The organism is Marinicella marina (assembly GCF_030065545.1).
GTDB classification, from domain to species: Bacteria; Pseudomonadota; Gammaproteobacteria; order Xanthomonadales; family Marinicellaceae; genus Marinicella; species Marinicella marina.
Genome location: NZ_JASJNC010000007.1, coordinates 373,016 through 399,401, shown reverse-complemented (window position 1 = coordinate 399,401; position 26,386 = coordinate 373,016). Strand labels below are relative to the sequence as shown.

Annotated in this window: 26 protein-coding genes and 3 tRNA genes; 10 read left to right on the top strand and 19 right to left on the bottom strand. The window is 42.4% G+C overall.

Annotation, left to right across the window (positions count from 1 at the left end):
- Positions 1 to 309: 309 nt before the first annotated feature.
- From QNI24_RS12620 to pgsA, 8 genes are all read right to left on the bottom strand, one after another.
- Positions 310 to 2,061 carry an AAA family ATPase gene (locus QNI24_RS12620; protein WP_267177003.1) on the bottom strand — a complete coding sequence of 584 codons (1,752 nt, stop codon included), beginning with the start codon at positions 2,059 to 2,061 and terminating at the stop codon, positions 310 to 312.
- A 415-nt stretch (positions 2,062 to 2,476) separates the two neighbouring features.
- Positions 2,477 to 3,427, bottom strand: a complete 951-nt coding sequence (locus QNI24_RS12615; RefSeq protein ID WP_267177004.1) for a transposase — start codon at positions 3,425 to 3,427, stop codon at positions 2,477 to 2,479.
- 328 nt (positions 3,428 to 3,755) lie between these two features.
- Positions 3,756 to 4,037, bottom strand: coding sequence for a hypothetical protein (locus tag QNI24_RS12610; RefSeq protein ID WP_267177005.1), 282 nt, complete (start codon positions 4,035 to 4,037; stop codon positions 3,756 to 3,758).
- A gap of 278 nt (positions 4,038 to 4,315) precedes the next feature.
- A complete protein-coding gene (locus QNI24_RS12605; protein ID WP_267177006.1) occupies positions 4,316 to 4,816 on the bottom strand; it encodes a hypothetical protein in 501 nt (166 codons plus the stop codon).
- Positions 4,817 to 4,969: 153 nt separating this feature from the next.
- Positions 4,970 to 5,056 (bottom strand) — tRNA-Leu (locus tag QNI24_RS12600).
- A gap of 260 nt (positions 5,057 to 5,316) precedes the next feature.
- Positions 5,317 to 5,390: transfer RNA gene (locus QNI24_RS12595), tRNA-Cys, on the bottom strand.
- A 151-nt stretch (positions 5,391 to 5,541) separates the two neighbouring features.
- A tRNA-Gly gene (locus QNI24_RS12590) sits at positions 5,542 to 5,616 on the bottom strand.
- A gap of 78 nt (positions 5,617 to 5,694) precedes the next feature.
- Positions 5,695 to 6,249, bottom strand: coding sequence for a CDP-diacylglycerol--glycerol-3-phosphate 3-phosphatidyltransferase (pgsA, locus tag QNI24_RS12585; protein ID WP_267177007.1), 555 nt, complete (start codon positions 6,247 to 6,249; stop codon positions 5,695 to 5,697).
- 115 nt (positions 6,250 to 6,364) lie between these two features.
- Here pgsA and QNI24_RS12580 point away from each other — a divergent pair, with 115 nt between their 5' ends.
- Together QNI24_RS12580 and QNI24_RS12575 are read left to right on the top strand one after the other, a co-directional pair.
- Positions 6,365 to 6,913 (top strand): RNA polymerase sigma factor, encoded by a 549-nt coding sequence (locus QNI24_RS12580; RefSeq protein ID WP_267177008.1) that lies wholly within the window; start codon positions 6,365 to 6,367, stop codon positions 6,911 to 6,913.
- Between the two features lie 16 nt (positions 6,914 to 6,929).
- Complete coding sequence (locus QNI24_RS12575) at positions 6,930 to 7,307, top strand: DUF6768 family protein (protein WP_267177009.1); 378 nt, start codon at positions 6,930 to 6,932, stop codon at positions 7,305 to 7,307.
- Between the two features lie 17 nt (positions 7,308 to 7,324).
- On the opposite strand, the gene QNI24_RS12570 is transcribed toward QNI24_RS12575, so the two are convergent.
- Positions 7,325 to 9,139: an ATP-binding protein gene (locus QNI24_RS12570; RefSeq protein ID WP_267177010.1), complete on the bottom strand. Its 1,815-nt coding sequence runs from the start codon at positions 9,137 to 9,139 to the stop codon at positions 7,325 to 7,327.
- 2 nt (positions 9,140 to 9,141) lie between these two features.
- Positions 9,142 to 9,846 (bottom strand): response regulator, encoded by a 705-nt coding sequence (locus QNI24_RS12565; protein WP_267177011.1) that lies wholly within the window; start codon positions 9,844 to 9,846, stop codon positions 9,142 to 9,144.
- A 157-nt stretch (positions 9,847 to 10,003) separates the two neighbouring features.
- Between QNI24_RS12565 and QNI24_RS12560 the strand changes: the two genes are divergently transcribed.
- The 3 genes from QNI24_RS12560 to QNI24_RS12550 all read left to right on the top strand — a co-directional run bounded on the left by QNI24_RS12560 (position 10,004) and on the right by QNI24_RS12550 (position 14,527).
- Entirely contained in the window at positions 10,004 to 12,454 is a 2,451-nt protein-coding gene (locus tag QNI24_RS12560; protein WP_267177012.1) for a penicillin-binding protein 1A, read from the top strand.
- 43 nt (positions 12,455 to 12,497) lie between these two features.
- Positions 12,498 to 13,073 (top strand): Maf family protein, encoded by a 576-nt coding sequence (locus tag QNI24_RS12555; RefSeq protein ID WP_267177013.1) that lies wholly within the window; start codon positions 12,498 to 12,500, stop codon positions 13,071 to 13,073.
- Between the two features lie 203 nt (positions 13,074 to 13,276).
- Entirely contained in the window at positions 13,277 to 14,527 is a 1,251-nt protein-coding gene (locus QNI24_RS12550; RefSeq protein ID WP_267177014.1) for a CPBP family intramembrane glutamic endopeptidase, read from the top strand.
- A gap of 1 nt (position 14,528) precedes the next feature.
- Here the strand turns inward: QNI24_RS12550 and wrbA are convergent, their stop codons facing one another.
- Both wrbA and arsC read right to left on the bottom strand, forming a co-directional pair.
- Positions 14,529 to 15,101: an NAD(P)H:quinone oxidoreductase gene (gene wrbA, locus QNI24_RS12545; RefSeq protein WP_267177015.1), complete on the bottom strand. Its 573-nt coding sequence runs from the start codon at positions 15,099 to 15,101 to the stop codon at positions 14,529 to 14,531.
- Complete coding sequence (gene arsC / locus QNI24_RS12540) at positions 15,101 to 15,451, bottom strand: arsenate reductase (glutaredoxin) (RefSeq protein WP_267177016.1); 351 nt, start codon at positions 15,449 to 15,451, stop codon at positions 15,101 to 15,103. The genes wrbA and arsC overlap by 1 nt, the downstream gene beginning before the upstream one ends.
- 75 nt (positions 15,452 to 15,526) lie before the next feature.
- Here arsC and QNI24_RS12535 point away from each other — a divergent pair, with 75 nt between their 5' ends.
- Positions 15,527 to 15,808, top strand: a complete 282-nt coding sequence (locus tag QNI24_RS12535; RefSeq protein WP_267177017.1) for a BolA family protein — start codon at positions 15,527 to 15,529, stop codon at positions 15,806 to 15,808.
- Positions 15,801 to 16,607: a peptidylprolyl isomerase gene (locus tag QNI24_RS12530; RefSeq protein ID WP_267177018.1), complete on the top strand. Its 807-nt coding sequence runs from the start codon at positions 15,801 to 15,803 to the stop codon at positions 16,605 to 16,607. Before QNI24_RS12535 ends, QNI24_RS12530 begins: the two co-directional genes overlap by 8 nt.
- A 70-nt stretch (positions 16,608 to 16,677) precedes the next feature.
- Here QNI24_RS12530 and rpoD read toward each other — a convergent pair whose 3' ends face one another.
- From rpoD to rpsU, 4 genes are read right to left on the bottom strand one after another with little or no spacing between them, the layout of a single operon-like run.
- Positions 16,678 to 18,495: an RNA polymerase sigma factor RpoD gene (gene rpoD / locus QNI24_RS12525; protein ID WP_267177019.1), complete on the bottom strand. Its 1,818-nt coding sequence runs from the start codon at positions 18,493 to 18,495 to the stop codon at positions 16,678 to 16,680.
- Between the two features lie 12 nt (positions 18,496 to 18,507).
- Entirely contained in the window at positions 18,508 to 20,202 is a 1,695-nt protein-coding gene (dnaG, locus tag QNI24_RS12520; protein ID WP_267177020.1) for a DNA primase, read from the bottom strand.
- Between the two features lie 42 nt (positions 20,203 to 20,244).
- Entirely contained in the window at positions 20,245 to 20,688 is a 444-nt protein-coding gene (locus QNI24_RS12515) for a GatB/YqeY domain-containing protein (RefSeq protein ID WP_323373324.1), read from the bottom strand.
- A gap of 42 nt (positions 20,689 to 20,730) precedes the next feature.
- Complete coding sequence (gene rpsU, locus QNI24_RS12510; protein ID WP_154224574.1) at positions 20,731 to 20,943, bottom strand: 30S ribosomal protein S21; 213 nt, start codon at positions 20,941 to 20,943, stop codon at positions 20,731 to 20,733.
- 271 nt (positions 20,944 to 21,214) lie between these two features.
- Here rpsU and QNI24_RS12505 point away from each other — a divergent pair, with 271 nt between their 5' ends.
- A complete protein-coding gene (locus QNI24_RS12505) occupies positions 21,215 to 21,895 on the top strand; it encodes a YggS family pyridoxal phosphate-dependent enzyme (RefSeq protein ID WP_267177021.1) in 681 nt (226 codons plus the stop codon).
- A gap of 30 nt (positions 21,896 to 21,925) precedes the next feature.
- On the opposite strand, the gene QNI24_RS12500 is transcribed toward QNI24_RS12505, so the two are convergent.
- Positions 21,926 to 22,165 carry an EF-hand domain-containing protein gene (locus tag QNI24_RS12500; protein WP_267177022.1) on the bottom strand — a complete coding sequence of 80 codons (240 nt, stop codon included), beginning with the start codon at positions 22,163 to 22,165 and terminating at the stop codon, positions 21,926 to 21,928.
- 105 nt (positions 22,166 to 22,270) lie between these two features.
- Between QNI24_RS12500 and ychF the strand changes: the two genes are divergently transcribed.
- The gene (gene ychF / locus QNI24_RS12495) at positions 22,271 to 23,362 is read left to right on the top strand and encodes a redox-regulated ATPase YchF (protein WP_267177023.1); all 1,092 of its coding nucleotides are present in this window, start codon (positions 22,271 to 22,273) and stop codon (positions 23,360 to 23,362) included.
- A gap of 93 nt (positions 23,363 to 23,455) precedes the next feature.
- On the opposite strand, the gene QNI24_RS12490 is transcribed toward ychF, so the two are convergent.
- Positions 23,456 to 24,727, bottom strand: a complete 1,272-nt coding sequence (locus QNI24_RS12490) for a PQQ-dependent sugar dehydrogenase (RefSeq protein ID WP_267177024.1) — start codon at positions 24,725 to 24,727, stop codon at positions 23,456 to 23,458.
- A 25-nt stretch (positions 24,728 to 24,752) separates the two neighbouring features.
- The gene (locus tag QNI24_RS12485) at positions 24,753 to 25,208 is read right to left on the bottom strand and encodes a hypothetical protein (protein ID WP_267177025.1); all 456 of its coding nucleotides are present in this window, start codon (positions 25,206 to 25,208) and stop codon (positions 24,753 to 24,755) included.
- Between the two features lie 212 nt (positions 25,209 to 25,420).
- Between QNI24_RS12485 and QNI24_RS12480 the strand changes: the two genes are divergently transcribed.
- Positions 25,421 to 26,347, top strand: coding sequence for a hypothetical protein (locus QNI24_RS12480; RefSeq protein WP_267177026.1), 927 nt, complete (start codon positions 25,421 to 25,423; stop codon positions 26,345 to 26,347).
- The last annotated feature ends 39 nt before the right edge of the window (positions 26,348 to 26,386 follow it).

Here is a 26,386-nt window from a genome sequence, read left to right as displayed (position 1 = left end):
CACCTGACTCATGCTGTTTGATGGCGCCAATGATTTGTTCTTCTGTATAACGTTTCTTTTTCATAATGAGATATCCTCTTTCTTAGTTTAATTGGAAATCTCATCCTTGTCATGGGTCTGTTTTTGGGGGAAAGGTCACAAATATTACAAAAATTGAGTTTCCTATTGTGAATTTTCTGTTTTGTAATAGTTTCATCAGTTTATTGTACAGATTCCCCAAAAAAATTATTATGTGGAAATAAAAAAATAGCTATGCAAACGAATCTTTAATACTTGAAGAAATATTTTTACCCTCCCCGGAGGGGTATTTCATGAATTTGGATTTACAGTCAATTCTTGTATTTTTTGAATTAATGGAATGAATTTGTCAAAATAAGATGGATCACTAATGCCATTTATTTTTTCAATGAATAAGTTTTTATCCAGTCTCCTTTGAATATTCGAACCTCCATCAGTAAGCTCCTTCGTAGTCTCTTTATAAAGTTCTTCGCTAAACAAAGCAATATCATATAGGTTTTCAATTCCATTTTTGACTTTTACATTGTCTATATTTCTTTGAAAACAAAATTTATTGAATTGTTCAGATTCAGGTAATTGTTCGACCATTGCTTCTGAATCACAGTCCCAAATAAATAAATAATTTTGATTGGTTTTTGAATTGGAGATAATTTCAAATGTAGTTTTGAGTTGTTTATCGCTTGAGTTACCCTCACACCCTGAAACTAAATTGATTTTATCTAACAATGAGTTATCAATTAAGGTAATTGCTTTTTTAATATGATGAATGTTTTTACCTTCAGAGATAACTTGTAGCTCAAATTTGTTATCAAATTGATCTTTGATGTTTTGATAATTTTCCTTAAACCTGTCATTTTCTGACACCATAAGCTCATATACTTCAGTATACTGTTGATCTTCAAAAGGTTCGATAGAAATTTTATTTTCTAAATCAAAAATAGTTGCTCTATCAGGACATTCTGCTGCTAACCCTAAGTTGAAAAAAGGTGAATGTGAACTAATAATAAACTGAACATTTGGGAATAGATCAAACATTTTAGGCAGCACTTCCTTTTGTATTTTGATATGCATATGTTTATCAATCTCATCAATAATAACTATTCCATTTATGTTTTCAGATGGCTCATTAACTTTAATCTTATCTCCTTGTCTGATTATTTCGCTAAACATATACAGTAAGGATTGTTCACCAGATGAAAGCATCTTAATGGTTGGGTACAAAGTTTCATCCTTTCCAAATTTTCTTACTTGAATTCTGGCACTTCCATAGTTTCTTTGGCCAATACCATATCTAATTTTTGAATTTATTTTTGATGAAAGAGCCGCATTTAATACTCCAACAAGGTTTGCATATACAACTTCTGAGCTTTTATCTACTCTCAAATCAAGAACCACGTCCATAAGCCAGTTTGTGAATCTTTTAAAGCTGCTTTGAACTTCAACTGGGTTTAATAATTCGCCCATATAATTTGGTTCGATGTTGTAATCTGAGTTTATTTCATTGCTTTCATTCAGATATCCGGGTTTTTCGAGACGGTAGGATGGAAAAAAAACAAGTATGTTATTCGAAAAAATATTAATGGACTTTTTAGAATCAACATTCTGTGATAGTTGTTTACAGACACCATTATTGTTTTTAAATCTATTTTTAATTTGAGTGAAAGGAATTTTGTCTTCTAAGATTACTATTTGATCATATTGTTTGTTTGACAGTTCTTGATGGATATATACATAATCTATATTTTCTTGGTTGTATCTAAACCTTAGATACACTAAACATGGTTCCTTTAAATTTAGGCAGTCAAATCTTTGTGCAACTCTATAATACGGCTTTCGGCCACCTAAGTTACCTGCTTCGGACACTAAACTTGATAGTTCCATCATAGAATCAACAATATATGAAAGTAATGTTGTTTTTCCTTTACCATTTACAGCATTAAGTACAGTGATATCATTTTCATTCAACTCTAGGTTCATATCTCCAATAGGAGCAACATTACTTAATATACAGTTTTTTAACCAAATTTTATTTCCAGTATCCATTATTCAATTATTACCGAATTCTGTTTTTTTTGCACATTTTTCACCAATTATTATTTTTAATAAGACTAGTTTGAAAGTGACGGGTCAAATCAATTACTTGATCAAGTTGATCCCGCCACCAGTAGCTAATTAGTCAGATTATTTACCTGCTATCTGTAATCAAAGGTAAATTCGGTTGCCATCGCATATGCTCTCAAACCAACGAACTAATTAAGGACAGTCATTGATTAAAGAGATCCAGCTGAATCTTTTCAGGGTTTTCAGTGCTTAAAATTGATTGTTCAGGGCGTTAATTGAGTACGTTTTTGAGCTGGCTTGATTGGATTGGTTATTTTAGGGTGTTTAGCTGATTTTCGACCGAGCTGGACGGTGGCAGTTTTAATCTGCTGAGGGAGTTTCTATTGTTGTTAGGCTATTACAGTGCAGGTTTAAGCTTAATTCCTAACGTCCATTTGCGCTTGGTTTTTGCTGAAAATTCTTTGAGTTGTTCGGCTGTTCCAACAGCACTAAATCCAATGGATTTAAATCCTTTTAATTCATCGAGCCAAGAATCTGGGTCAATGCCAAATTGATCGATGGCTTTGGCTGTTTTTCCTGATATAAAACCACGTTTGGGGTCTGCACTTTGGGTATCGTCCCTGAGACATCGACCAGTCTCATCAACTAAATCAATGTAGCTAGATAGGTAAAAGGGCAGGTTGCGATCATCTTTCCCAAAGCCAGAAAGCCAAGTAGATTTGCTTTCAATACGCTCTTTAATTGAAGTGAAATCAGAGCTTTTTAAATCTTTAGCAATTGCTGCTCGTATTGGATTTAAATCCACGTAAGCCATACAAGTTAGAAGTGCACGCTCATCAAGCAAGGCTTGACTCTTGAACCTAGATTCCCAGAAGTGACCGGTACATTTATCCTCCTCATTGGCCATGCGAGCAACATACTCATTAATCGATTTCATATACCAAGAAACAGACATCAACCTGGTTCTGTATTCAGCGACATATTCTTTAACTCGGCTGAGCTCGACTTCGGTTTCAATTTCGCCTTTCAGGTAACGATCACACAACACAGGTAGAGAGTACAAAGAGCACCAAGTCATGAGTACCTGAGTGGCGTTCCATTCTTTGGTTGAATTGACCTTTAAAACGATATGAAAATGGTTCGACATGATGGCATAAGAACACACATCAATGGCGAACACAGAAGTGACTTGTTTGATGCGATCTATAAGCCACTGACGTCTGTGCTCGAAGCACTTACCTGATTTCTTATCCTTTCCACAAAGAAAGGCTCTGCGAACGCACCTACTGACCACGTGGTAATAAGGCGTTTCTTCAACACAAATCTGCTGGTTTCTGGCAATAGTCATGATTAATTCCATTTAAAAACACTATTTTGAATAAATGATGAAAAATTATCTGTGGTAAATGTCTGATTAGCGTGTAAGAATTTATGGAATAGGGTGTCTGTCCTTGGGTATTCCAGTCCTTGGGTATTCCAGTCCTTGGGTATTCCAGCCCATTCATTTTCATGCAAATGAATATACAGGCTATATTTCCAACATTATAACCCAGTTGGACCGTCAGGTAGTTTTCCTCCAAACACACCTATAGTCTTGCCCATCGGCCAATCTCTTTTAACTGCATAGATTCCTTTATCCTGCAAATACATGATTACATCATTGCGCTTAGAAATTTTTATATTTCAATTTGATCAAATTCAATTTCAAAAAATGATTCATGTGAAATGCCAAGTCTATACTTCCCAAATTCAGCTTGTTTGTTATCAGTCCGCTTAATCCAAATTCTATCAGCATCAAGAATCTCGCACAGGTTATAGGTCTCCCAAACACCAATTAGTGTTGTAGTTATATTATTGCCTGAATCAATAAAAGAAAATGTAACTTTGTATGTATCATTTGTTTTTTTAATATTCAATTCATCAATATGTATGTCTGAATACGTCTTGCCAATTTCCATAACTATTTTGATATTTAAGTAGATAAATATTTAACACCATATCAAACCATTCTTGCATCATTATCTGGCGTTCAACTATGAAAGTTGCTTTATTATCAAACTTAAGGGTTCAGACCCCATTTTAGTTTCATTCAATCTAATCCATTCAAGAAAATCAGGTCTTCATGAAACTAAAACGGGTCAGACCCCTTTTCAGTTTATGACCAGGCCGTAACAATTGGTTTTTTTATATGGCTTTTCATCTGGCTTGAATGATTTGATCAGTGTGTGATTCAGGTTCATGATCTTTTTGAAAAACAATTATCAAAGGCCAATTTAAACGACTTGAATGTTGTGTGTGGAAACTTTGCCCTGTTATCTTTGTAGTCTTGCTCTGTCATCAAATCCCTGATCTTTTCCATTTGTTTTAAAACACACGTCATAAAGACTTTGTTTTTTACATGGATATTGAGTGTGGAAAATTCTTCATCAGATTTAGTATTAACTTGAAAGCTGTTAGTGATAGAAATATTGATCAAATGATTTTGCTCTGTGTTCCTTTTAATTGTTACTAGACTATGACCTGGTTCATCGTGCCACTTAAATGAAACCTCTAACTCGCCACTTAAAATTCCAGTCAGGTGTGACAGTAGCTTTTCTAATGGGTTTTCAAAGATGTGTGTTAAGTCGTAACCGTAAATCTTGCCATTCACATAGATTAAGCATGAACTCCATCCGTGATCTCTTAGGATGTACAAGAAATCTATATTGTCTATTTCTTCAGTGTTGGCTATTGTCATGATGTTGGTAAATTATTGCTTACCAACAATGCTACCAACACTTTAGGTGAGGTGTAAAGAAGTCTTATGATACCGTATGAAGCATATTCGATATGTATTGCAAAGGGTTTTGTATGGATATGGTACTTTATGAAGTGTTGTAAATATAAAGAATGGTGCCCGGGGACGGACTCGAACCGTCACAGTATTTCTACCGGGGGATTTTAAGTCCCCTGCGTCTACCAATTTCGCCACCCGGGCTTTTTTGCTGGTTCATGCTTCTTGAGATTAGCATATCCTGCGTCAGTTGATGCTCGAGCACATGCGTGCACTCACATCGCCTTCCTTGACTCTGCTAACCTCAATAACCCTGAACCTAGCAAAAAAAACTTCCTTAGCTGGTTCAGGCTTGCTGAATTCAGCGAATATTGCATACTTAGCTGAATGAATCAGCTGATGTATTTTAGTTTAATTTATTGGGGTGTAAAGTTTTTTATCCCATTAATTAAACCTGATTGAAATGGAGGCTGAACCCGGAATCGAACCGGGGTACACGGATTTGCAATCCGCTGCATCACCACTCTGCCATCCAGCCGACGTCATTTCAATATGTTGTTCTTGTGCTTTTCTTTCGAAAGGCTGTTATTCTCGCCAATATTGTTTTGCAAATCAAGCTTCTTAACAAAACTCTATCAGGCTGAAAATAAAAAAGGGCTGTAAAAAACATTTACAGCCCTTTCGGTGTTTGGAGCGGGAAAGGAGGCTCGAACTCCCGACCCCAACCTTGGCAAGGTTGTGCTCTACCACTGAGCTATTCCCGCTTAGAGGGTGGACATTTTAGCTTTAATGTCGTTTTTGTCAAATTATTTTTCAAAGAATTTTTAAAATAATTCAACCGTTTAAGTTTTCATCAATGGCCATGCGGCTTTGAGGTAAACATACATCGAATATAAGGTCAGTGCAGCGGCCACATACAACAACACCAAACCAATGGTATAGACCGGTAAAAACCAAAAATCAGCCTCATACAGCAAGAAACCAATCGCGGTCATTTGGAACACGGTTTTGATTTTACCCACCATAGCAACATTGACCACGCCACGTGAACCCACTTCTGCCATCCATTCACGCAGGGCAGATATGGTGATTTCTCGTCCAATGATGATGGCTGTGGCAATCATCATCAGCACAGTGGGATGGTCTTGTAACAAGATGATCAGCGCGGTGGCGACGGTTAACTTGTCTGCAACAGGGTCTAAAAAGGCACCCAGTTTGGATTCGGTTTTGTACTTACGGGCGAAATAGCCATCGAAGAAATCAGTGATGCTGGCCAGTACAAAGACCCAGCAGGCCACGTACCTTGACCATTCAAAGGGCAAATAAAAAAACAAAATCATTACCGGAATCAAGGCCACTCGCAGTAAGGTTAAAGTATTGGGCAGGTGTTTTATCATAGTGTCTATATTCCAACAGTGCTGCTATTGTAACCAGCAAAAGCGTCAATGGGGGTAAATATTACAATTGTTAAAAAAATTCCAACCAAAGCGCCTTTGGCCACGTCTATGTTGTATGAAAGCTGAAAAAGTATATACCGAATACCTACTGATGAAGACACAGTCCGGTGAGGATGTGATGGATGAGTTGGTGGTCATTTTATCGCGAAAGATCAAGGCCTACAGTCATAAAATACTGGGCCAGCACGAGGCGGTTGAGGATTGTGCACAAGAGGCTTTGTTAAAAATACTGAATAACTTGCAGCGCATCAAGTCAATAAAAGCCATGCATGCTTGGATGTATAAAGTGACCCATACGGTGTGTTTGGACCACTTGAGAAAGTACCGCGACAAACAGCCCAACAAGGCCACAGATGATGCCACAGATGAAGCAGTCGATGAGGCAGTCACACAAGCACCAACAGCTGATGCGGTGTTGGATGTTAAGGCCGCCATGGCGCAATTGTCACAGCTGCATCGAGCCATCATTTATTTATTTTATTATGAAGGTTTTACCGTGAAAGAAATCACTCAAGTACTGAATAAGCCGGCCGGAACGGTGAAGTATGAGTTATTTCGAGCGCGAGACCTGATCAAATCATTTTTAAGCCAAGAACCCAAATAACAACCAGGAGTTAAGCATGAACATAGACGAACAAATCAAACAAGCCCTAGAAGAAGAAATCAATGAAATCAGACACGATCACCAGGTCATTGATGCCAACCCCTTTAAACAAATGAAAGCCAGTTTCAAAGGCGAAATGGGCTGGATGTACCTGTTGGTGATGGCATTCACCACTTTATTTGCTTTGGGGGCTTTTTATTGTGTGTACGAGTTTTATCACGCACAAGAACTCAAGCCCTTGTTGGCTTGGGCCGTTGGTATCATTGTGCTGACGCTGCTGACCCAAATCAGTAAGATGTGGTACTGGAGTGAAATGGGCCACAATCGCGTGATCCGTGAAGTGAAAGTTCTGGAATTACAAGTGGCTCGCCTGAATGAGCGAGTGAAGTCCTGAGTTTTAAGTCAAAATCATCACACCAAGGGGCCTGTCACTGAGAACGTCACTGTGGCAGGTGCTTGGTTGGCTGCTTTGATCTCTGCTTGGTGGAAGTCACAAATCAGTTTGGCCACGTACAGCCCCAATCCTAAATGTGGTTGCTGGTCTTTTTTCTGTCTGAATGAGGTCAATGAATCGAACAACTGGTGGCTTTTGTCAGCCGGAATCTGCGACCCTGTGTTGCGCACCTGTAAACAATAGCTGTTATCCTTGGTGGTTAAAATCACATCGATTTGGTCCACCTCAGTGGTGAAGTCCAGTGCATTTTGGATCAATTTATCCAGCATCTGCGCCAATAATTCTTGTGAGCCACGAATCATCACCGGCGCTGGCGCAGTTTGGTAGTTGATGTGATTGGCTTGTAGTTGGTAGCCCTCGCAAAGCTCATTTAACAGCTGATTCAAATCAAAGGTGTCTCGGTCAGTTTCAGCAATGACTTGTTTCAGTTGGCTCAACGCGCTGAGCTGGTTCAAGATGAATTTTAGGCGGTGGTTGGCATTCAATGCCCGCTCAACAAAGGCATTTTCTGGCTGTTCCATGTGCAAGTTTTCCAATGATGTGTGCACAATACTGATGGGGGTTTTCATTTCATGTGAGAGGCGATTACCCAGTTGTTTCAGGTATTCGGTGTAATCGTTGATCTGGCTCAATAAGGCGCTCATGCCACGCGATAAATCCCCAATTTCATCGCGTGCATTGTTAGAGGGTAAGGTGGTTTCGATATGACCGCTTTCATCCAGCGCGGTTTGCAGTTTTTTGTTCAGTCCACGGATGCGCCAGGCGAGTATCAGGGCATAGATGAAGTAACAGGCCAACAAACCCAAAGCAATAACGAAAATCCACATGATTGAGCTGATGAAACTCTGAATCAATGCCGATTGTGCGGCATCGTGTTTGATGGTTAACTCGATGCGCCCATCAGCAAAAGCTTCGCTGACACTTTGACCAAAAAAATCACTGGCATCATTCTGACTTTGGTCAAAGGCGAATTCATAAATCAGTTCAGTCAACCAGTTTTCGGGTTTGGGCACGAATTCGGTGTTTTGGCTGTGGTAGTAAATCCGCCCTTGTGCATCAAACAACTTGATTTCGCCATCCTCAGGTGTGATTTGTTGCAGGAATGTCTGCCAGTGTGGCAGCTGTTGAAACAGCGGTTGTAACTGGATTTGTTGGTTTTCGACATAGCCCAACATGGTGGTGTTGTCGTCATTGCTGTGGTTGATGGCGGCCAAACCCAGTCGGGTGATGTCACTGTCAGCCAGTTGAACCTCTACCTGGTAACCGCCTTCAACTTCGTGCCAATAGGCTTGGTATTGGTTTTGGGTGAGGTTTTGGCCGACATCGCCTTCTGCTTGGCGGTTGATGGTGAATCTGTTGATGCCACGTGATGAGCCGGTCACTAGCAACAGTTGATCTGAAATTTGATTGGGGTTAATCACCGGTGAGTGATCATTCACTGCAACCAGCAGATGGAGCTGGTTTTGGCTTGAGCCCAGTTTGAACTTTAAGTCATTGTCAGCCACATACCAGGGCAGGGTGGTCCATTCACCATCGCTGCCATCAATGGCCGGTTCCGGGCCAAGTGCAGTGACAATCAGACCTTCCAATTGGCCGGCGTTGGATTGGTTGAATTGTTGTACGCTTTTAACAATCACTTGAGCCTGTTTGGCGGCGGCATCCAGCATGTTGCTTTGAAAGGTTTGGTTCAAAGATTTGAACGCCTGCCAGACCACCCATGGAAAACTCAGGGAGAGGATGGCGATGATGGTGATTTGCCACTTCAGTTTCATTATCAGCCCAATGGCTTCCAGCGGTAGCCCATGCCATGCACGGTGTCAATTTGGTTGAAATCTTGATCGGCCTTTTGGAACTTTTTGCGGATGCGTTTGATGTGGGAGGTGATGGTGCTGTCATCAACATACACATTGGCATCGTTCATTAATTGTTCGCGGGTTTTAACCTGTCCAGGGTATTTCGCCAGTGATTGCACCATCCAAAACTCTGTGACGGTTAAATCAATCAGTTGTTCTTGCCAGAAGATTTGTAAGTTATCAATCAGGATTTTCAAATCGCCTTGGCTGATGCTGGATATCTGGCTGTCTGATTCAGTGATTTGTTGGCGCCTGAATAAACTGGCAATTCGCGCCAGTAAGTGTGGCATTGAAATGTCTTTGCTCAAATAATCATCTGCGCCCAAGCGTAAACCTGAAACCACATCAATTTCATCGTCCCTGGCAGTCAGCATCAAGATGGGTAGGCTGACTGATAACTGACGCAGTTTTTGGCACAGTTCAAAGCCGGCATCGGGGTTGTGTCCCAGTCCCACATCTAGGATCACCAAATCAGGCAGTTGTTGATTGAAATAGTTGATTGCATCGGCCTCATTACTGATCCCAATGGACTGGTAGCCGTGCTTATCTAGAGTGGCTTGGTAATTGGCCAAAAGATCCGCTTCATCTTCAACGATGACGATTAATTTTGAGTGTTGTTGATTCATGAATCAGTACCGGTCATAAAATAAAGTAAATTAATGATAACTTTGCTGGTCAAACATTCGCATTGAGGGCAATCATTGTATAATGTTCTCACTTTAATTGTAATCAAAGCCCACCGGAAAAGTATACATGAGGAAGTTCTTAAAATTTATGTGGTTCATGACCAAACTTGGCTTGTTATTTGCTCTGTTGGGTGTGGTCATGGTTTATGCGCTCTATAAGTATTACGAGCCAGAATTGCCCTCGGTGGAATCGATCAAAGAATACCGCATGCAGGTGCCACTGCGGGTGTTTTCTGAGGACGGTAAATTAATCTCGGTGTTCGGTACCAAGCGCAGAATTCCTGCCAGCATCGATGAAATTCCCTTGCAGCTCAAGCAGGCTTATATTGCAGCTGAGGACGCCAGTTTTTATTCCCACCCAGGTTTTGACATCAAAGGCATTCTTCGGGCGGTATGGCAAATAGCCACCACCGGTAAAAAACAAGGCGGCGGTTCAACCATCACCCAACAATTAACCAGAAATGTGTTTTTAACCCTGGATCAAACCTGGACCCGTAAAATCAAAGAGTTATTCTTGGCTGTGAAGCTGGAACGGACCATCAGTAAAGATGAAATTTTAGAGCTTTATTTGAATAAAATTGCCTTGGGGCACCGTTCCTATGGGGTGGCAGCGGCGGCCGAAGTTTATTACGGTAAAACCTTGGATGAGTTGACTTTGGCCCAATCGGCGATGTTGGCCGCGCCGCCGAAAGCACCATCAAGAATCAATCCGGTAACCAGCCCAGAGCGGGCCTTACAGCGTCGTGATTATGTGCTGGGACGCATGTTGGAACTGGATTTCATTACCCAAGCTGAATACGATGAGGCCATCAATGAAGCTGATGAAGCTTATGTTCATGAGCCCGTGGTGGAACTCAATGCGCCTTGGGTGGCTGAAATGGTGCGGGCAGAATTGGTTGAGTTGTTTGGTAACGATGCTTACACCGATGGCTATGATGTCTATACCACCATTCATTCTGAGAAACAATTGGCTGCTGAACAGGCCTTACAACAAGGACTGCATGCCTATGATCGCCGACACGGCTACCGTGGCCCAATTCAACAGTATGATTTAAGTGCTTTGGATTCAACTGCTGAAAACCCAGCAAATGGCCTTGATTTAGAGAAAATCACTGAAGATTTGAATGGTTTTCCTAAGCCAGCTGGCTTGCAAGCGGCTTTGGTTTTAGAAGTGGATGCTGAAAATGCCTTGGCCCGATTGGGCGATGGGCAAGACATTGCTTTGAGCTTTGCTACCGCCGAATGGGCGGTGCCTTATGTTGATAATTATCGTGTCGGAGACAAACCCAAAGATTTAACCGAAGTCTTGAATGTCGGTGATGTTGTGATGGTTAAACGTGGTGATAGTGGTGAATTTGAGTTGAGTCAAATCCCCGATGTTCAAGGTGCGCTGGTCAGTGTTCATCCCGATGATGGCAGCATTTATGCTTTGGTCGGAGGTTTTGACTATTATTTGAGTAAATTCAATCGCGCGACCCAAGCCAAGCGCCAGCCCGGTTCTGGCTTTAAGCCGATTGTTTATTCGGCCGCCCTACAAAACGGTTTGAATGCTGCCAGCATCATTAACGATGCGCCGATTGTGTTTGAGGATGATCGTTTAGAACGAACATGGCGGCCTGAAAATTACAGTGAGAAGTTTTTTGGCCCGACGCGTTTGCGTGAGGGTATAGTGAAATCTCGCAACCTGGTTTCGATTCGCGTACTGCGCGAAATTGGTATCAGAAACGGCCGATCACATATTTTAGATTTTGGTTTCAATCCTGATGATGTGCCGGCTGATTTATCCATCGCACTGGGCAGTCCCAATGTGCCCATCATCGACATGACCAGGGCGTATTCGGTGTTTGCTAATGGAGGTTATTTGATTCAACCTTATATGATCAAAACCATCAGCAACCAAGCTGGAGAAACCGTATACCAAGCCAACCCAGTACAAGTGTGTGATGAATGCAGTCAGCAAGAAGCTATCGATAGCAAATCAATCAGTGAATCAGTGGGTGGTCTGTCCGCTGAGGAACTGCTGCTGAGTGCTGATCAAAATGACAACATGGCTGATGTATCAGAGCCGACAATCATTCCGGCACCGCGCATCATTCCTGCTGCCAATCAATTCATTGTTGAATCTTTCATGAAAGACGTAATCAATCGCGGTACTGGAGTCAAAGCCAAAGTCTTAGAACGTGCTGATTTGGCTGGCAAAACAGGAACCACCAACGACCAAATGGATGGCTGGTTTCATGGTTACCAACGCAATGTGGTGACCAATGTTTGGGTCGGTTTTGATACCCCAACTCCGATGGGTCGTGGTGAAGTGGGTGGACGCGTGGCGCTGCCTATTTGGATTGATTACATGAGAGTGGCATTGGCTGGAGAGGATGAGTACCAACGGCCCATACCAGCGGGATTGATTCAGGCTAAAATCAATCCTAAAACAGGTAAATTACTGCCGCCTGGTGAAGCCGGCGGTCTGCGTGAGTACTTCATGGTGGGTCAATTGCCAGAGGAGGAAACGGTTGAAGACAAACCCGAATACGATGACCTGTTTTAATGGACTTAACTGAATATAAACATTTGTCCTGGGTTGATGAGCCATGAATCAAGCGTTGGTGTTGGCCTCCTCTTCAAAGTACCGCGCGACACTGTTAAAGCGTCTGTCAATCCCTTTTCAAGCAGTCAGTCCAGATATTGATGAAACGCCTTTGGCACAGGAACAGCCCAAACAATTGGTCTCTCGTTTATCAATGGAAAAAGCCCAGGCCTTGAGTAAGCAATTCCCTCAAGCCACTCTCATAGGTTCAGACCAAGTTTGTGTGGCAGGAGCTGATATTTGTGGCAAACCCATTACTGCTGAACGCGCCGTTGAACAGTTGCAATCTTTTTCCAACAGCTGTATCACATTCTTTACGGGTCTGTGTGTGTTGGCACCGGGGCAATGTCTCACCCATGTTGATGCGACAAAGGTAACGTTCAGAAACCTTGAGCGGGCAGAGCTTGAACGTTATGTAGATAAAGAGCAGCCACTGGATTGTGCCGGATCTTTTAAGGTGGAAGGCTTGGGGGTCAGTTTGTTTGAACAAATCAGTAGTGATGATCCAACCGCTTTGATGGGCTTGCCGATGATTAAAATGTGTGAGTTTTTACGTCAGCTAGGTTATCAGCTGCCCTGATCTCGGTGGGTTAGAAATCAGCCGGTTATATTTTCTGAGCTGCGAAAAAACAGTTAGAATGTTATCAATTCAATTGAGGTTTGGTGTTGTTTAAGTTCAGGTATTTACTATTCTGTTTCATGTTGTGGTTTTTGATGATGCTGTTTTCGCATGATTTTGTGGTCAATCAACTAAACAGAGACCAGACAAATGTGCAGAATCAGATGGCTGCACAACAACATCATTTTGAGCGGCAAACGCCTCAACTCAGTGATGTGGTCAAGAGTTTTCAAAAGCACTGGCGAACATCGGATAAAGGTTTGTTGGCTACCTCAGCCAACCCAGAGCTTTCACTGCAACTCAATGGCTTTGTGGTCAATACCGCCATTCATACTGAACTTGAAATCGATACCAACATGCGTGAGGACATGGTCACTCAGTATAGGCTTGAATTCTCTGATCAATTGAAACAAATATTTTATGACTCGGGGCCCTTGTTACTTGAAGGAATGAATCACACCGTTGATTTGAATGAAATAGATTGGCAAGTCAAACAACCATCAACTGATGCCACAACAACAAGTGCAGTAATGCAATGGCAACAAATAGGCACAGCCAATGCATTGGTCATCAGATTCATCGGTGTTGATACTGAAGGCTTTGAGTTAAGAGGCATTCATTTGATTCAATCAATCAAATCAGCAGCTAACCCTGTATCTACTGTTTGTGACACTGGCTGGTCTGTCAGTTGTGTCATCAGCAATGTTTTGCGCCATGAAACCGACAATGAGATCCAACAAAACGGGTTCATAGTTACCTCATACCAAGCAATCAGTGGTTACCCAGCTTGGGTATGGTTATTGGCTGCTTGGTTGACGGCGATGTTTGTTTTGCGCTTATGTCAGGTTCAAAGCTTCGCTGTGTATGCTTGGGTCAATGCAGTTTTTGTGTTCATTTGGCTGATACATCAGCATTGGTTCGTGGACTGGGAACCCTATTTGAGGTGGCCGCTGTTGCTTGCATTTGCAGTTTTGTTGCTGCTCTACCGTGGTATTTTGATCAGACCAAAAAGTTTGGCTGCACCAGTTTGGTTGGTTTCCTTGGCTGTTGCGACATTGATGTTGGTTTTGATGCCCAGTTGGTCGTTTATCAATGAAGTGCCATTTTATTTCGCTTGGGCTATCATTCAACAGTTACTGTTAGGACCAGTTTTTTGTAATCAATTGGTGAAGCACTTCAGAGGTTCTCATGCCCTGACAGCGGTGTTTGTTGGTGTGATATTTTCAATCATTCATGCACCCAATCATACTTTGATGATGGTCACCCTGGTGGCCGGGTTTGCATGGTCATATGCATGGTTGAAGTATGAAAATATTTATGCCAATGCGTTCTCACATGCACTGCTGGCCTTGTTGTTTTATCAATTGGTGCCACCACAGTGGCTGGTTTCGGCAAAGATAGGCGTGTTTTTCTGATTCAAGCGCCCAGCTTTTTCGCCAACTCAGCTATGCGTTTGCCTTGGGCCAAACACAGCTGTTTCTCGTTTTTGTCAATACCGCGATTGGATTGAAAATCAGCCCAGTGGGTCGCGCCATAGGGAGAACCGCCTGATTCGGTGTAGAGCAGTGATTTTTCAGAATAGGGCAGGCCAACAATGTACATGCCAAAATGTAACAGTGGTATCATCATGTTAATGAGGGTGGTTTCTTGGCCACCGTGTAAGGATGAAGCGGTGGCAAATACACCGGCGGGTTTGCCTTCCATTTGACCAGAAAACCACAGATTACCGGTTGAATCGATGAATTTTTTCAAAGGAGAGGCCATATTGCCAAAGTAACTGGGGCTACCAATAATCATCGCATCACAATCAATCATGTCCTGTTCTGTGATGATCACATCTGAGGGCTTTTCAGCATCAGGTAAATCTGATTCAACGGTTCTTAACATGGCTTCACAGCCTTCAACGGTTTCGATGCCACGGGCCATCAAACGGGCCATTTTCTGAGTATTACCCCTTTTTGAATAATACAGAACCAGTACTTTTGTCATTATATAATTTCCAATACATTTTCAGGTGGCCTGCCAATGACTGCACGTCCATTGTGAGAAACAATCGGTCTTTGTAAGACTTTTGGATGTTGGGTTAATAATGTAATCAGTGCATCATCATGCAATGTTTCATCATCAAAGCCAAATTCTTTGTATTCTTTCTCGCCGCTTCTCAACACCGATCTGACGCTGGTGTTCAGTTCGGACAGGAGTTTTCTTATGGTTGCTTCATTAGGAGGATCAATCAGGTATTTAACCACATTGATGTCTAAATCGTGTGATTCTAAGATGGCCAAGGTTTGACGCGATTTGGAACAACGGGGATTGTGGTATATCGTAGTTTTTGGCATGTGGTGAATGATTTGATCAACAAGAAAAGCGGTATTTTACGTTATAATAAGGGGCTTGTCATTCCAGTTAAAAACGTGAAAAACCATTCTGAAACAATCAAACAAATCGAACAGCTGCTGGTGGCTTGGGGTGCTACTGAAGTGGTGGTCACTGATAACTCACATTTGCATGTTGGGCATGAAGGCGCCAAATCCGGTGGTGGTCATTTTGCGGTACTAGTCAAAGCGCAGGCTTTCAAGGGGTTGAATCGCATCAAAGCCCATCGCCTGGTTTATCAGCAGCTTAATGAATTGTTCACCAGTGGTGCTATACATGCCTTGGAAGTTGAGGCGCAAACGGAAGAAAAACATGCATAAATTAATCGCATTGTTGTGTTGTGCTCTTTTAGTGGCTTGTGGACAAGATGTAGAAAGGGCAACTGTAGATGATTCCAAAGTGTTGGCTGAAGTGGGTGATCAGCCAGTGACTCAAGCCTACTTAAATGCCTATCTTGCCAGTCAAGGCATGCAATCAGCCAATGCAGAACAGTCAGCAAAAGCCTTGGATGCTTTAATCAAACAAATGGCTTTAGCTCAAATGGCAGAAAAATCAAAGATTCAACTGCCGCTTCAACAAAAGCTGATGCTGCAGCAGGCAAAAAATCGCAGCCTGGCCCAAGCCGCCATCAAACAGAATTTACTTGACAACCCAGTAACTGAGGCGGAAATGCGCACCGAGTACGAGCGCATCACCAAACAATTAGCCGGTGAAGAATACCATGTCAGGCACCTACTGTACCAAGATGAAACACAGGCTATTGAAGTGTTGAATGAGATTCAGGGAGGTGCTGATTACATCACCACAGAAGCAGCTTATCTACAAGCCAACCCCAACATGCGCAATGTGGGTGACATCGGTTGGGTGAACATCATGCAAGTACCGGAAGTTTTTCGTGAGCCTTTGAAAACCATGGCAACGGCAGCTGTTTATTCGCGAACGCTGGTCAGTCAATATGGCGTGCATGTGTTGTATTTGGAAGCCAAACGTGACCTGGTTCCACCTGAATTTGAGGCGGTAAAAGCGGGCATCATGAAAACTTTAGAACAAAAGAAATCTGATCGATTCCAACAACTTGCGGTGATCAAAGCCAAGGTGAAAACAAGCAAACAGGACTGAAGTCGGTCATTTAAATTTGGACAAAAAAAAGGCCTCGTTTGAGGCCTTTTTCAATGACAATTAAACTTTATCAGTTCAAATCCATGAAACTGCGCAGTTGTTCAGACCTTGATGGGTGTCTGAGTTTACGCAATGCTTTGGCTTCAATTTGTCTGATACGCTCACGCGTCACATCGAACTGTTTGCCTACTTCTTCCAGCGTGTGATCGGTATTCATATCAATACCAAATCGCATGCGCAGTACTTTGGCTTCTCTTGGCGTTAAACCCGATAATAAGTTAGTAACGGTATTGGTTAAGCCGTTGGCAGTGGTAGACTCTAACGGCGATAGGATGTTGCCATCTTCAATGAAATCACCCAAGCTTGAATCTTCGTCATCGCCAATAGGGGTTTCCATAGAAATAGGTTGTTTGGCAATCTTAATGACCTTTCTCACTTTGGCCACTGGCATCTCCATCACTTCAGCAATTTCTTCCGGCGTGGCCTCACGGCCTTTTTCTTGTAACAGTTGACGTGAAACACGATTCAGTTTATTGATGGTTTCAATCATGTGAACTGGAATACGAATGGTTCTTGCTTGATCGGCGATAGAACGGGTGATGGCTTGTCTGATCCACCAAGTGGCATAAGTAGAGAATTTATAACCACGGCGGTATTCGAATTTCTCTACCGCTTTCATCAAACCAATGTTGCCTTCTTGGATCAAGTCCAGGAACTGTAAGCCACGGTTGGTATATTTTTTAGCAATCGAAATAACCAAACGCAAGTTAGCCTCAATCATTTCTTTCTTTGCACGTCTTGATTTGGCTTCGTTGACCGTGACGTTTCTGTTGATGCCTTTGATTTCAGGAATCAGCAATGAATAAGCTTTTTCGATGCGCAATAATTTGTTTTGTAAGGCGATGATTTCGTCTTTGTAAATTTCCAGCATGGTGACTGAATCACCACCGTCCTTGATGCGCTCATCAACCCAATTCAGATCAGTTTCTTTGTTCATGAATGAACGGATGAAGACTTGGCGAGTGAGCTTACATTGGTTCACTGCGATGTCTAAGATGCGACGTTCTATCTTGCGGATGATGTCCTGTGCTGCTTTGACGTCATCGACAATGTCTTGCATGGTGATGGGGGCAAATTTAAACTCCACCAAGATGTCAGCAATTTGGCGCATGAAGTTCTTTTGTTTCTTATCACCGATACCATTTTTCTCGACAGAGTCAGTGAATTTTTTGAATAATTTTTCGACCGCTTTGATTCTTTTGGCCACTTCATCCATGTCCAAACCTTGATCGACTTCTTCTTCCTCTTCGTCCTCGTCTTCATCCACTGGATCAGTGGGCTTTTTGACTTTAGGAATGACTGCTTCGGTGTGTGGATCGTAGATGTCTGTAATGAATTGTTCAATTTTTAAATCACCATCGAGCATGTCTTGATAGAACTCTAATATGGTTTTGATGGTGTTTGGGAACAAGAACGTAGATTCCATGATCAAGTGATCGCAACGTTCAATTCTTTGGGCAATGGCAATCTCATCTTTGCGTTCAAGCAGTTCGACCGAACCCATTTCACGCATGTACATTCTGACTGGGTCGGTGGTGCGTCCAATGCTGGGGTCCACGGCTGACAGTACGGCCACAGCTTCCTCAGTGGCGGTGTCATCATCTTCCTTGGCGGTTGAATCATTCAGAATGATACTGTCCTCTTCAGGTGCTTCTTCCAACACTTGAATACCCATGTCATTGATCATTTGAATGATGTCTTCAACCGAATCAGTTTCGATGATGTCATCGGGTAAATGATCATTGACCTCGGCATATGTAAGGTAACCTTGTTCTTTGCCTTTGAGGATCAGTAATTTAATTTGTGAAGTTTGTTTTTCAGTTGCCATATTGTAATTTTCTTATTGGTTGGACTTTTCGCGCAACAATTGCACCAAAGCCTGTTTTTCAGCGCTGTCTAAGCCTGATTCTAGTTGTTTGTTTCTTAAACGTTCAATTTCCGCTTGAGAGGATAATTTTTTTAAATAACTGACAATGTCCTCGAATTCCAGTGCCTTTTGTGTGTCATCAAGGTGGTCATACATGCGCATCAAATGACCCAAATAGCGAGCGTACTGAGAATTTCTGAAATGTTCCATCATTGCTGCTGAGTTAATTTGGGGGTTGTTGTGTTGTATTTCAACGATTTTATCAACAATTTCAGTGCCTTTAAACGATAAAGTGTCGAAGTTAAGCTGATTTGACAAGTTTTCACACAGTTGTGGTGTATTTAACAGCAAACTGATCAATTTGCGCAAGGGATTATCGTTGGTATCCGATCCAGTCTGCTGAGGTTTTATTGGATTTTTAACTTGCATTGACATGCCTGAGATTTCACTGATCTGTTGTGCAATCATGGTTTTAAAAGCCCCTTTGGGCAGTTGGTTGATGAATGGTTTGGCTTTTTCATGCAATTGGGCTTTGCCATCGATGCTTTTGGTGTTGATGTCTTTGCTGATGATTTCAATCATAAAGTCAGACAAGGGTTTGGCTGCATCCAGGGCTGCTAAAAAACCAGATTGACCATGCTGCAAAACATAGCTGTCTGGATCTTCGCCTTGTGGTAAGAACAAAAACTCTATGATTTTATTGTCCAAATAAAGAGGCAATGCGGTGATCAATGCTTTTTCAGCTGCTTGTACACCTGCCCCATCACCATCAAAACAAAAGACAATGCGGTCCCAGACTTTGAATAGGTTTTTGATGTGCTGTGCCGATGTGGCGGTGCCCAAAGTGGCAACGGCATTGCAAATACCTTTTTCATGTAAGGCAATGACATCCATGTAGCCTTCAACCACAATGATGAAATTTTCATCGCTGTGTTTGCGTGCCAGATGCAGGCCATACAATTCATTGCTTTTATGAAATAGATCTGTTTCGGGTGAATTCAAGTACTTGGGTTTTTGGTCTGTTTCTATGGCTCGGCCACCAAAGGCAATGACCCGCCCGCGTTTATCATGAATCGGGAACATCAGCCGATTGCGAAATTTATCATAAACCCGACCCGAATCATTGCTGGTGGTTAAGCCGGTTCGAGCCAACAATGACTGCTCTTCATCTGAGTACCTTTTACTCAATGCATCCCACTCATTCAAGGCATAGCCTAATTGGAACGTTTTGCTGGTTTGACCAGAGATTTGTCTGCCTTTGAGGTAATCAATCACAGCCGCGGCTGATCTAAGCTGATGTTGAAACACCCGCGCCGCTTTTTCGGTGACTGCATATAAATTGGTTTTGGGTTTTTGGTTGCCGCTAAAATTACTGGCAGGTACTTGCATGCCGGCTAATTGAGCCAAGTCTTTGACGGCATCAACAAAATCAAGCCCCTCATATTCCATCAAAAAACCAATGGCGCTGCCATTTTTGCCGCAGCCAAAACAATGGTAGAACTGTTTTTGTTGGCTGACGGTAAAAGAGGGGGTGTTCTCAGCATGGAAAGGGCATAAGCCTGAATAGTCTTTGCCGGCTTTTTTTAATGACACCCGAGCGCCAACCACATCAGTGATGTCGATGCGATCTAGCAGTGTTTCGATGAATTCATTGGGTATGGATGACACAGTGTTTACGCGGTCAAACCATCAATTTTCTAAAAGCAGTCTTTATGACAGTTCAGCCTTAACGATTTGGCTGATTTGGCCCATGTCGGCTTGACCCGCTACCTTGGCTTTTACCAAGCCCATGACTTTACCCATGTCTTGCATGCCTGACGCGCCTGTTTCAGCAATGATTGCTTTGACAATGGCACTGACTTCATCTCCTGAAAGCTGTTCCGGTTGGTACTGCTCTAGGATTTTAATTTCAGATAATTCTTGTTGTTCTAAATCAGTGCGATTGGCTTCGGCATACTGGCTGGCTGCGTCCTTGCGCTGTTTAATCATCTTGGTGATGATTGAGAGCACATCAGTATCACTGAGTTCACGGCGTTCATCAACTTCCACTTGTTTGATGGCAGCAGTAATCATGCGGATGGTGCTCAAGGTCTCTTTGTCCTTGGCTCTCATCGCGGCTTTCATGTCTTCAGTGATTTGGCTTTTCAATGACATAATAATGTGTCTCTTGTAATTAAATTGAAGGTATCAATTCAATCAGTACATTCTGCGAGGAATACCTTCCTTAGCAACACGTCTTTGTAGGCGTTTAACAGCAGCAGCTTTCTTACGCTTTCTTTCTTGAGTTGGTTTCTCGTAATACTGACGTTTACGTGATTCTGCTAATACACCCGCTTTTTCACAGGCGCGTTTAAAGCGTCTTAATGCAAAATCAAACGGTTCGTTGTCTCTAACTTTTACACTTGGCATAAGTTCTGTGTCTCCAATTAGCCCTATCAGGCTTCATTAATCTATGGTTTGAGCGGCTCGCAGAGCTGCCCGGAAAAAGACCGCGTATTTTAAGGGTTTTGGCTTTAATTGCAAAGGTAAATTGAACTTTTTTGTGGTTCATTGCTAATTAGATACCCAATGCTTACTCCAGCGCGTCGATTTCAAGTTGGAAATGATCTGATAAGTGGCAATGGGCATGGGATTTCAATACAATAATCAGTCACTCTAATGAAATAGATTTTGCCTACAAATGAAGCAACTCATAGATAATTTCCGGGCGGTTAAAAACAGAATCGAGCTGGCAGTGAAGCGCCACAATGTAAGCAGCACCCCCTTGTTGTTGGCGGTCAGTAAAAAACACCTTTTAGAGAAAATCATGGTGCTGGCGGAACAAGGCCAGCGAGATTTTGGTGAAAGTTATGCCCAAGAAGGGGTGGAAAAAATTGAACAGTGTACTGATAAATCCTTAATCTGGCATTTTATTGGCCCCATTCAATCTAACAAGGTCAAGTTGATCGCGACATATTTTGATTGGGTGCATTCTGTAGAGCGCATGAAAGTGGTTAACTTGTTGATTAAACACCGCCCCAGTGAAGCTGGGCGAATGAACGTGTTATTACAATTAAAAGTGGGTGATGAGGACAGCAAATCAGGCGCTGGTTTGGATGAGTTGTTTGCTATGGCTGCGGTGGTTGATGCTGCAGACAATTTGAACCTGCGCGGTGTGATGTGCATTCCGCCACCCAGTGATGATTTCACACAGCAGCAGGGTTATTTTAATGCAGCATACGAAGCTTTTGAGCGTTTGAAAACTACATACCCCTACATCGACACCTTGTCGATGGGCATGAGTGGCGATCTTGAAGCTGCCATTGCTTGTGGTTCAACCGTGGTTCGGGTGGGAACAGACTTGTTTGGCCAGCGTCAGTAAGGAGTTATGTGACTGGGTACTTGTGACTGTTCAGAAAACGGTCCAATTCATTTTCCACCAGTCCAAAAATTCATCAAAATCGATTTGTTCGTTTTGGTCAACATCGATGGTTGCAAAGCCTCTAATGGCATTATCTTGACTGGCTTCCGGGGCCAATATTTTAAGTAATTGTGTGAACTCATCGATATCGATAAGACCACTGTTATCTTGGTCAAAAAAATCGAAGTGATCTTTGATTTCGGCTATTTCTTCTTGGCTTAATTCGGTCATTGTTTTAATGATTTTTTTGCAAATATAGGCCGCATTATATCCTGAATTGATATTTTAACTACACCTTGTGTTAAAATCGCGCCACTTTTTTTACTGGATGACACCATGGGCTTCAAATGCGGCATCGTTGGCTTACCCAATGTAGGCAAATCAACATTATTCAACGCCTTAACCAAAGCAGAAATTGCAGCAGAAAATTATCCTTTTTGTACGATTGATCCAAATGTTGGTATTGTTGAAGTACCAGATCCGAGATTAGATCAATTGGCTGCCATTGTAAATCCCCAGAAAACCATTCCAACCACCATGGAATTCGTCGATATTGCTGGATTAGTGGCAGGAGCCTCAAAAGGAGAAGGTTTGGGCAATCAATTCCTCTCTCACATCAGAGAGACGGATGCCATCGCTCATGTGGCGCGATGTTTTGAAGATGATGATGTGATTCATGTCGATGGTAAGATTAACCCGTTATCTGACATTGAGACCATTAACACAGAGTTGGCGTTGGCGGATTTGGAATCAGCAGAAAAATCCTTGTTGCGAACACAAAAGAAAACCCGTTCAGGTGATAAAGATGCGATCAAACGGGCTGCTGTGTTGGAACAAATAGTTGCGCATTTGTCAGACGGCGCTGCGCTGAGAACACTGGATCTCAACAAAGAAGATTGGGAAGCGGTCAAAGAGTTCAGCTTCATCACTGCCAAACCGATGATGTACATTGCTAATGTCGATGACCAAGGCTTTGATAATAATCCATTGTTGGACCAGTTGAATGAATTTGCTGCCAAAGAAGGTGCATTGGTGGTGCCGGTATGTGCTGCCATAGAAGCTGAAATTGCTTTGTTGGATGATGAAGATAAGGCCGAGTTTTTGAATGAAATGGGACTGGCGGAAGCAGGTCTTAACCGGGTGATCAGGGCAGGATATGAACTGCTTGGCCTGAATACTTATTTTACTGCAGGTGAAAAGGAAGTCAGGGCTTGGACATTTGTAGCTGGTGCGACCGCACCACAAGCTGCTGGAGTGATTCACACAGATTTTGAAAAAGGTTTTATCCGTGCTGAAACCATGGCTTTTGATGATTTCATTACACATCAAGGCGAGGCTGGTTGTAAAGAAGCGGGTAAGCTGAGGTTGGAAGGCAAGGAATACATCGTTAAGGAAGGAGATGTTTTACACTTCAGGTTCAATGTCTGATTGCTACCAATACAAAACATTCTAATCAAGCATAAAAAAACCGCCATGCATATCAATGCTGGCGGTTTTTTTATGGTGTTTTTTTACAGTGGGTTATTCGAAGCCGTTTGCAAAAATCACATCAGAATAATTGCCATCGGTGATTTGAACTACCTGAGAAGATGAGACATAGTATAGGTTTCCATCCTCGTCCTCGCCAAAACCCCTGACATTGGTAAAGGTATCGGCTAACACAGCCAAACCACTCCATACACCATTATTTTGTACGGTCCAATATAAGTCTCCGGTACAGAAGTCGGCATAAATGTAAGTGCCTTGCCAGGTGTCTTCAGGTCCCCTGTAAGGAAAGCCGCCAATCACAGAACAAACGCCGATGTTGTGATTGAGATCGATGATGGGATCTACAGCATTGGCTACTGTGCAAGAAATGCCAGGCGTTGCTATGAAGCCTTCACGGCATACCCAGCCATAATTTTCGCCACCGCTCGAGCTGGCTGGTTGATAGTTGACTTCTTCTCTGGCATTTTGGCCTACATCACCAATCAACAAATCACCTGTTTCACGATCGAAACCCCAGCGGTATGGGTTACGCAAACCCCATGCCCAAATCTCACCACAATCACCGTTGGCATCACTGAATGGGTTATCAGCTGGTATGCCGTAATTAATACCTTCTCCACAAGCATCGCCAACATTGGTCCCAGGATTATCAACGTCCAGTCTGATTAACGAGCCGAGTAAAGCCCTTGAATCGTTATTGCCCTCGAAATCACCATCGGCAGCACATGAGCCGGTATTATCTAAGTTGGCTGGGTCTTTGGTTTGACCGCGGTCGCATGGGTCATTGCCAGAGCCGCCATCACCGAAGCCAACATATAGGTACCCATCAAGCGGACTGAAGTGTAAATCGCCTCCATTGTGGTTGCCAAAGTCCTGATCTACTCTGATGATAATTAATTCGCTTTGATCATCGGCCACGTTTGGGTTGTTATCACTGACCGAGTATCGAGCAACCACTGAATCACCATCGGTGTCGGTGTAGTAAACGTAAAAGTAGCCGTTTTGCGAGTAATTAGGATGAAATGCCAAGCCCAAGAGGCCTTGTTCACCACCGCCATTAGTCAATGGGTCGATATTAAGAAAGGGGGTAGGTAGTTCTTGACCGTTTTCGATGATTTGTATTAAACCAGCCTGTTCAACGACAAACAGACGGTTGCTGCCATCACCGGCATTTCTCACTGCCACAGCATTGGTGAAACCTGATTCTAAAGTAACCAGAACCGGGTCAAGTGGGGCTGGTTCGCCACCGTGAGCTTGCGGGCTCAGCAGCATGAATGTTGCCAGGATGATTGTCAGTTTTTTCATTGTTGAGGTCATTTTTATTCTCTGGTTATTTAATTCTTTTGACTTTTACACTGCGGTTACCATCACCTCTTAATTCCCATGAACCCATCGCTGCAGGTTCAATGGTTACTAGTTGACGACCGTCTTTTTTTAGGAATATGGTGCCGCTTGAAGCGCGTTTCCATATTTGGCCATTGTCCAGTTCGTAGAAGGTTTCACCCAGTTTGTCGTTGTATGTTTTTTCAACACGGGCTCTGATGGTTCTTCTTTGACCTTCACCGCGCTTTGCTTCAAAACCAGCCTGACGCTCGCGCATTTTTCGGTTGATTTTTAACTGCTCATTCTTAAGCCAACTGGCCAAGGCATTCAATTCTTCTTCATTCAATTTGTTTAGACCTGTTAGCTCTTTTTCCTCGGCCGTCATCTCTGACAAATCAGGAGATTTTGCCCAAGCTGTGAATGCAAACAAAATACCGCAAATTAACAATGATTTTTTTAGCATGAAAATACTCAATTAATTAAATGCTGGTAAATATACATCAATATCCACATTTTGTGGCTGCATTTATGCCAAATTCAGCACAAAAATTAAACTAAATTTATGAATAAATGCGCCGGATAACAAAGTTTTAACACCATATGTTCAAAAAACAGTAAAATGCGGCTCATAACCCCGAAAAAACGTAACCCTGCACTGCAAAGGTAAAAAAAGAAATGAAGAAGATTAAAACCAGCAAAATGATTGTTTTGCTAACCACTTTGGGAGTGTCAGCCGCATCCACAGCGGTCACTCTTAAATTAGATAAAAATCTGGTGAATGGTGGTGTGTCCTTAATTCCAACAATTGTGTTGAAAGGAAACACGCAATACCAGATTGGAACCAGTCAATTGAGTTCGCGCAGCACCCACCCGGTTATTTGTAACCGCGTGGACGAATACACCCCTGTGGCCAACGTTAATTTGCGCATCACAGATCCCAATGGAGATAATAAAGGTGACGGCTTAGGTGAGTTATCATTGATGGGTGTTGATTCTAATATCAATTACAACATCAAAAGAAAGTCTTTTGATATCACCACTGAAAACCGCAGCAAATCAATATGTTTAACCGATGGAAAGTATGACGTCATCTTCGAAGACACATGGGATGAACCTACTATTCCAGCGCCAACTGCCATCAACTTTGAAATCATTGGGGCACCACTGGGTGGTTTTGTCCCAGGTGAAAGCGTCAGGTATGATATAACGTATGTAAATAACACAGCTGCTGATCAAGAATTGGATTTAATTGAATACTTCCCATACAACAAAAACAGTTTGGCTTATTTTGAGGGTCAGTCAGTGAGTTTGTTATCTTGTGATATTTTAGATGACCAAGGAGCAGATGTTGGTGATTGCACCAGTAACAATGGTGTGGTCAAAGACATTCTCTTGACTTCTAATTACAGTATAAAACTGTCGGTCCGTAGACCTATCAGTGTGAATGCTGCAGTCGGCGAGAATATTCAATTAATGGCAGCAATTTTCACCAAAGTTAATACCATTGACTCAACTGGTGTGGTTGATCGTTTTACCGGCAACAAGTCATTTTCTGGCTTTGAGATGACCACCATTGATTTGCCTATAGTCAGCCCCAATTAATTGTCAGGAAATAGTACAAACTGATCAACCAAGGGCAGC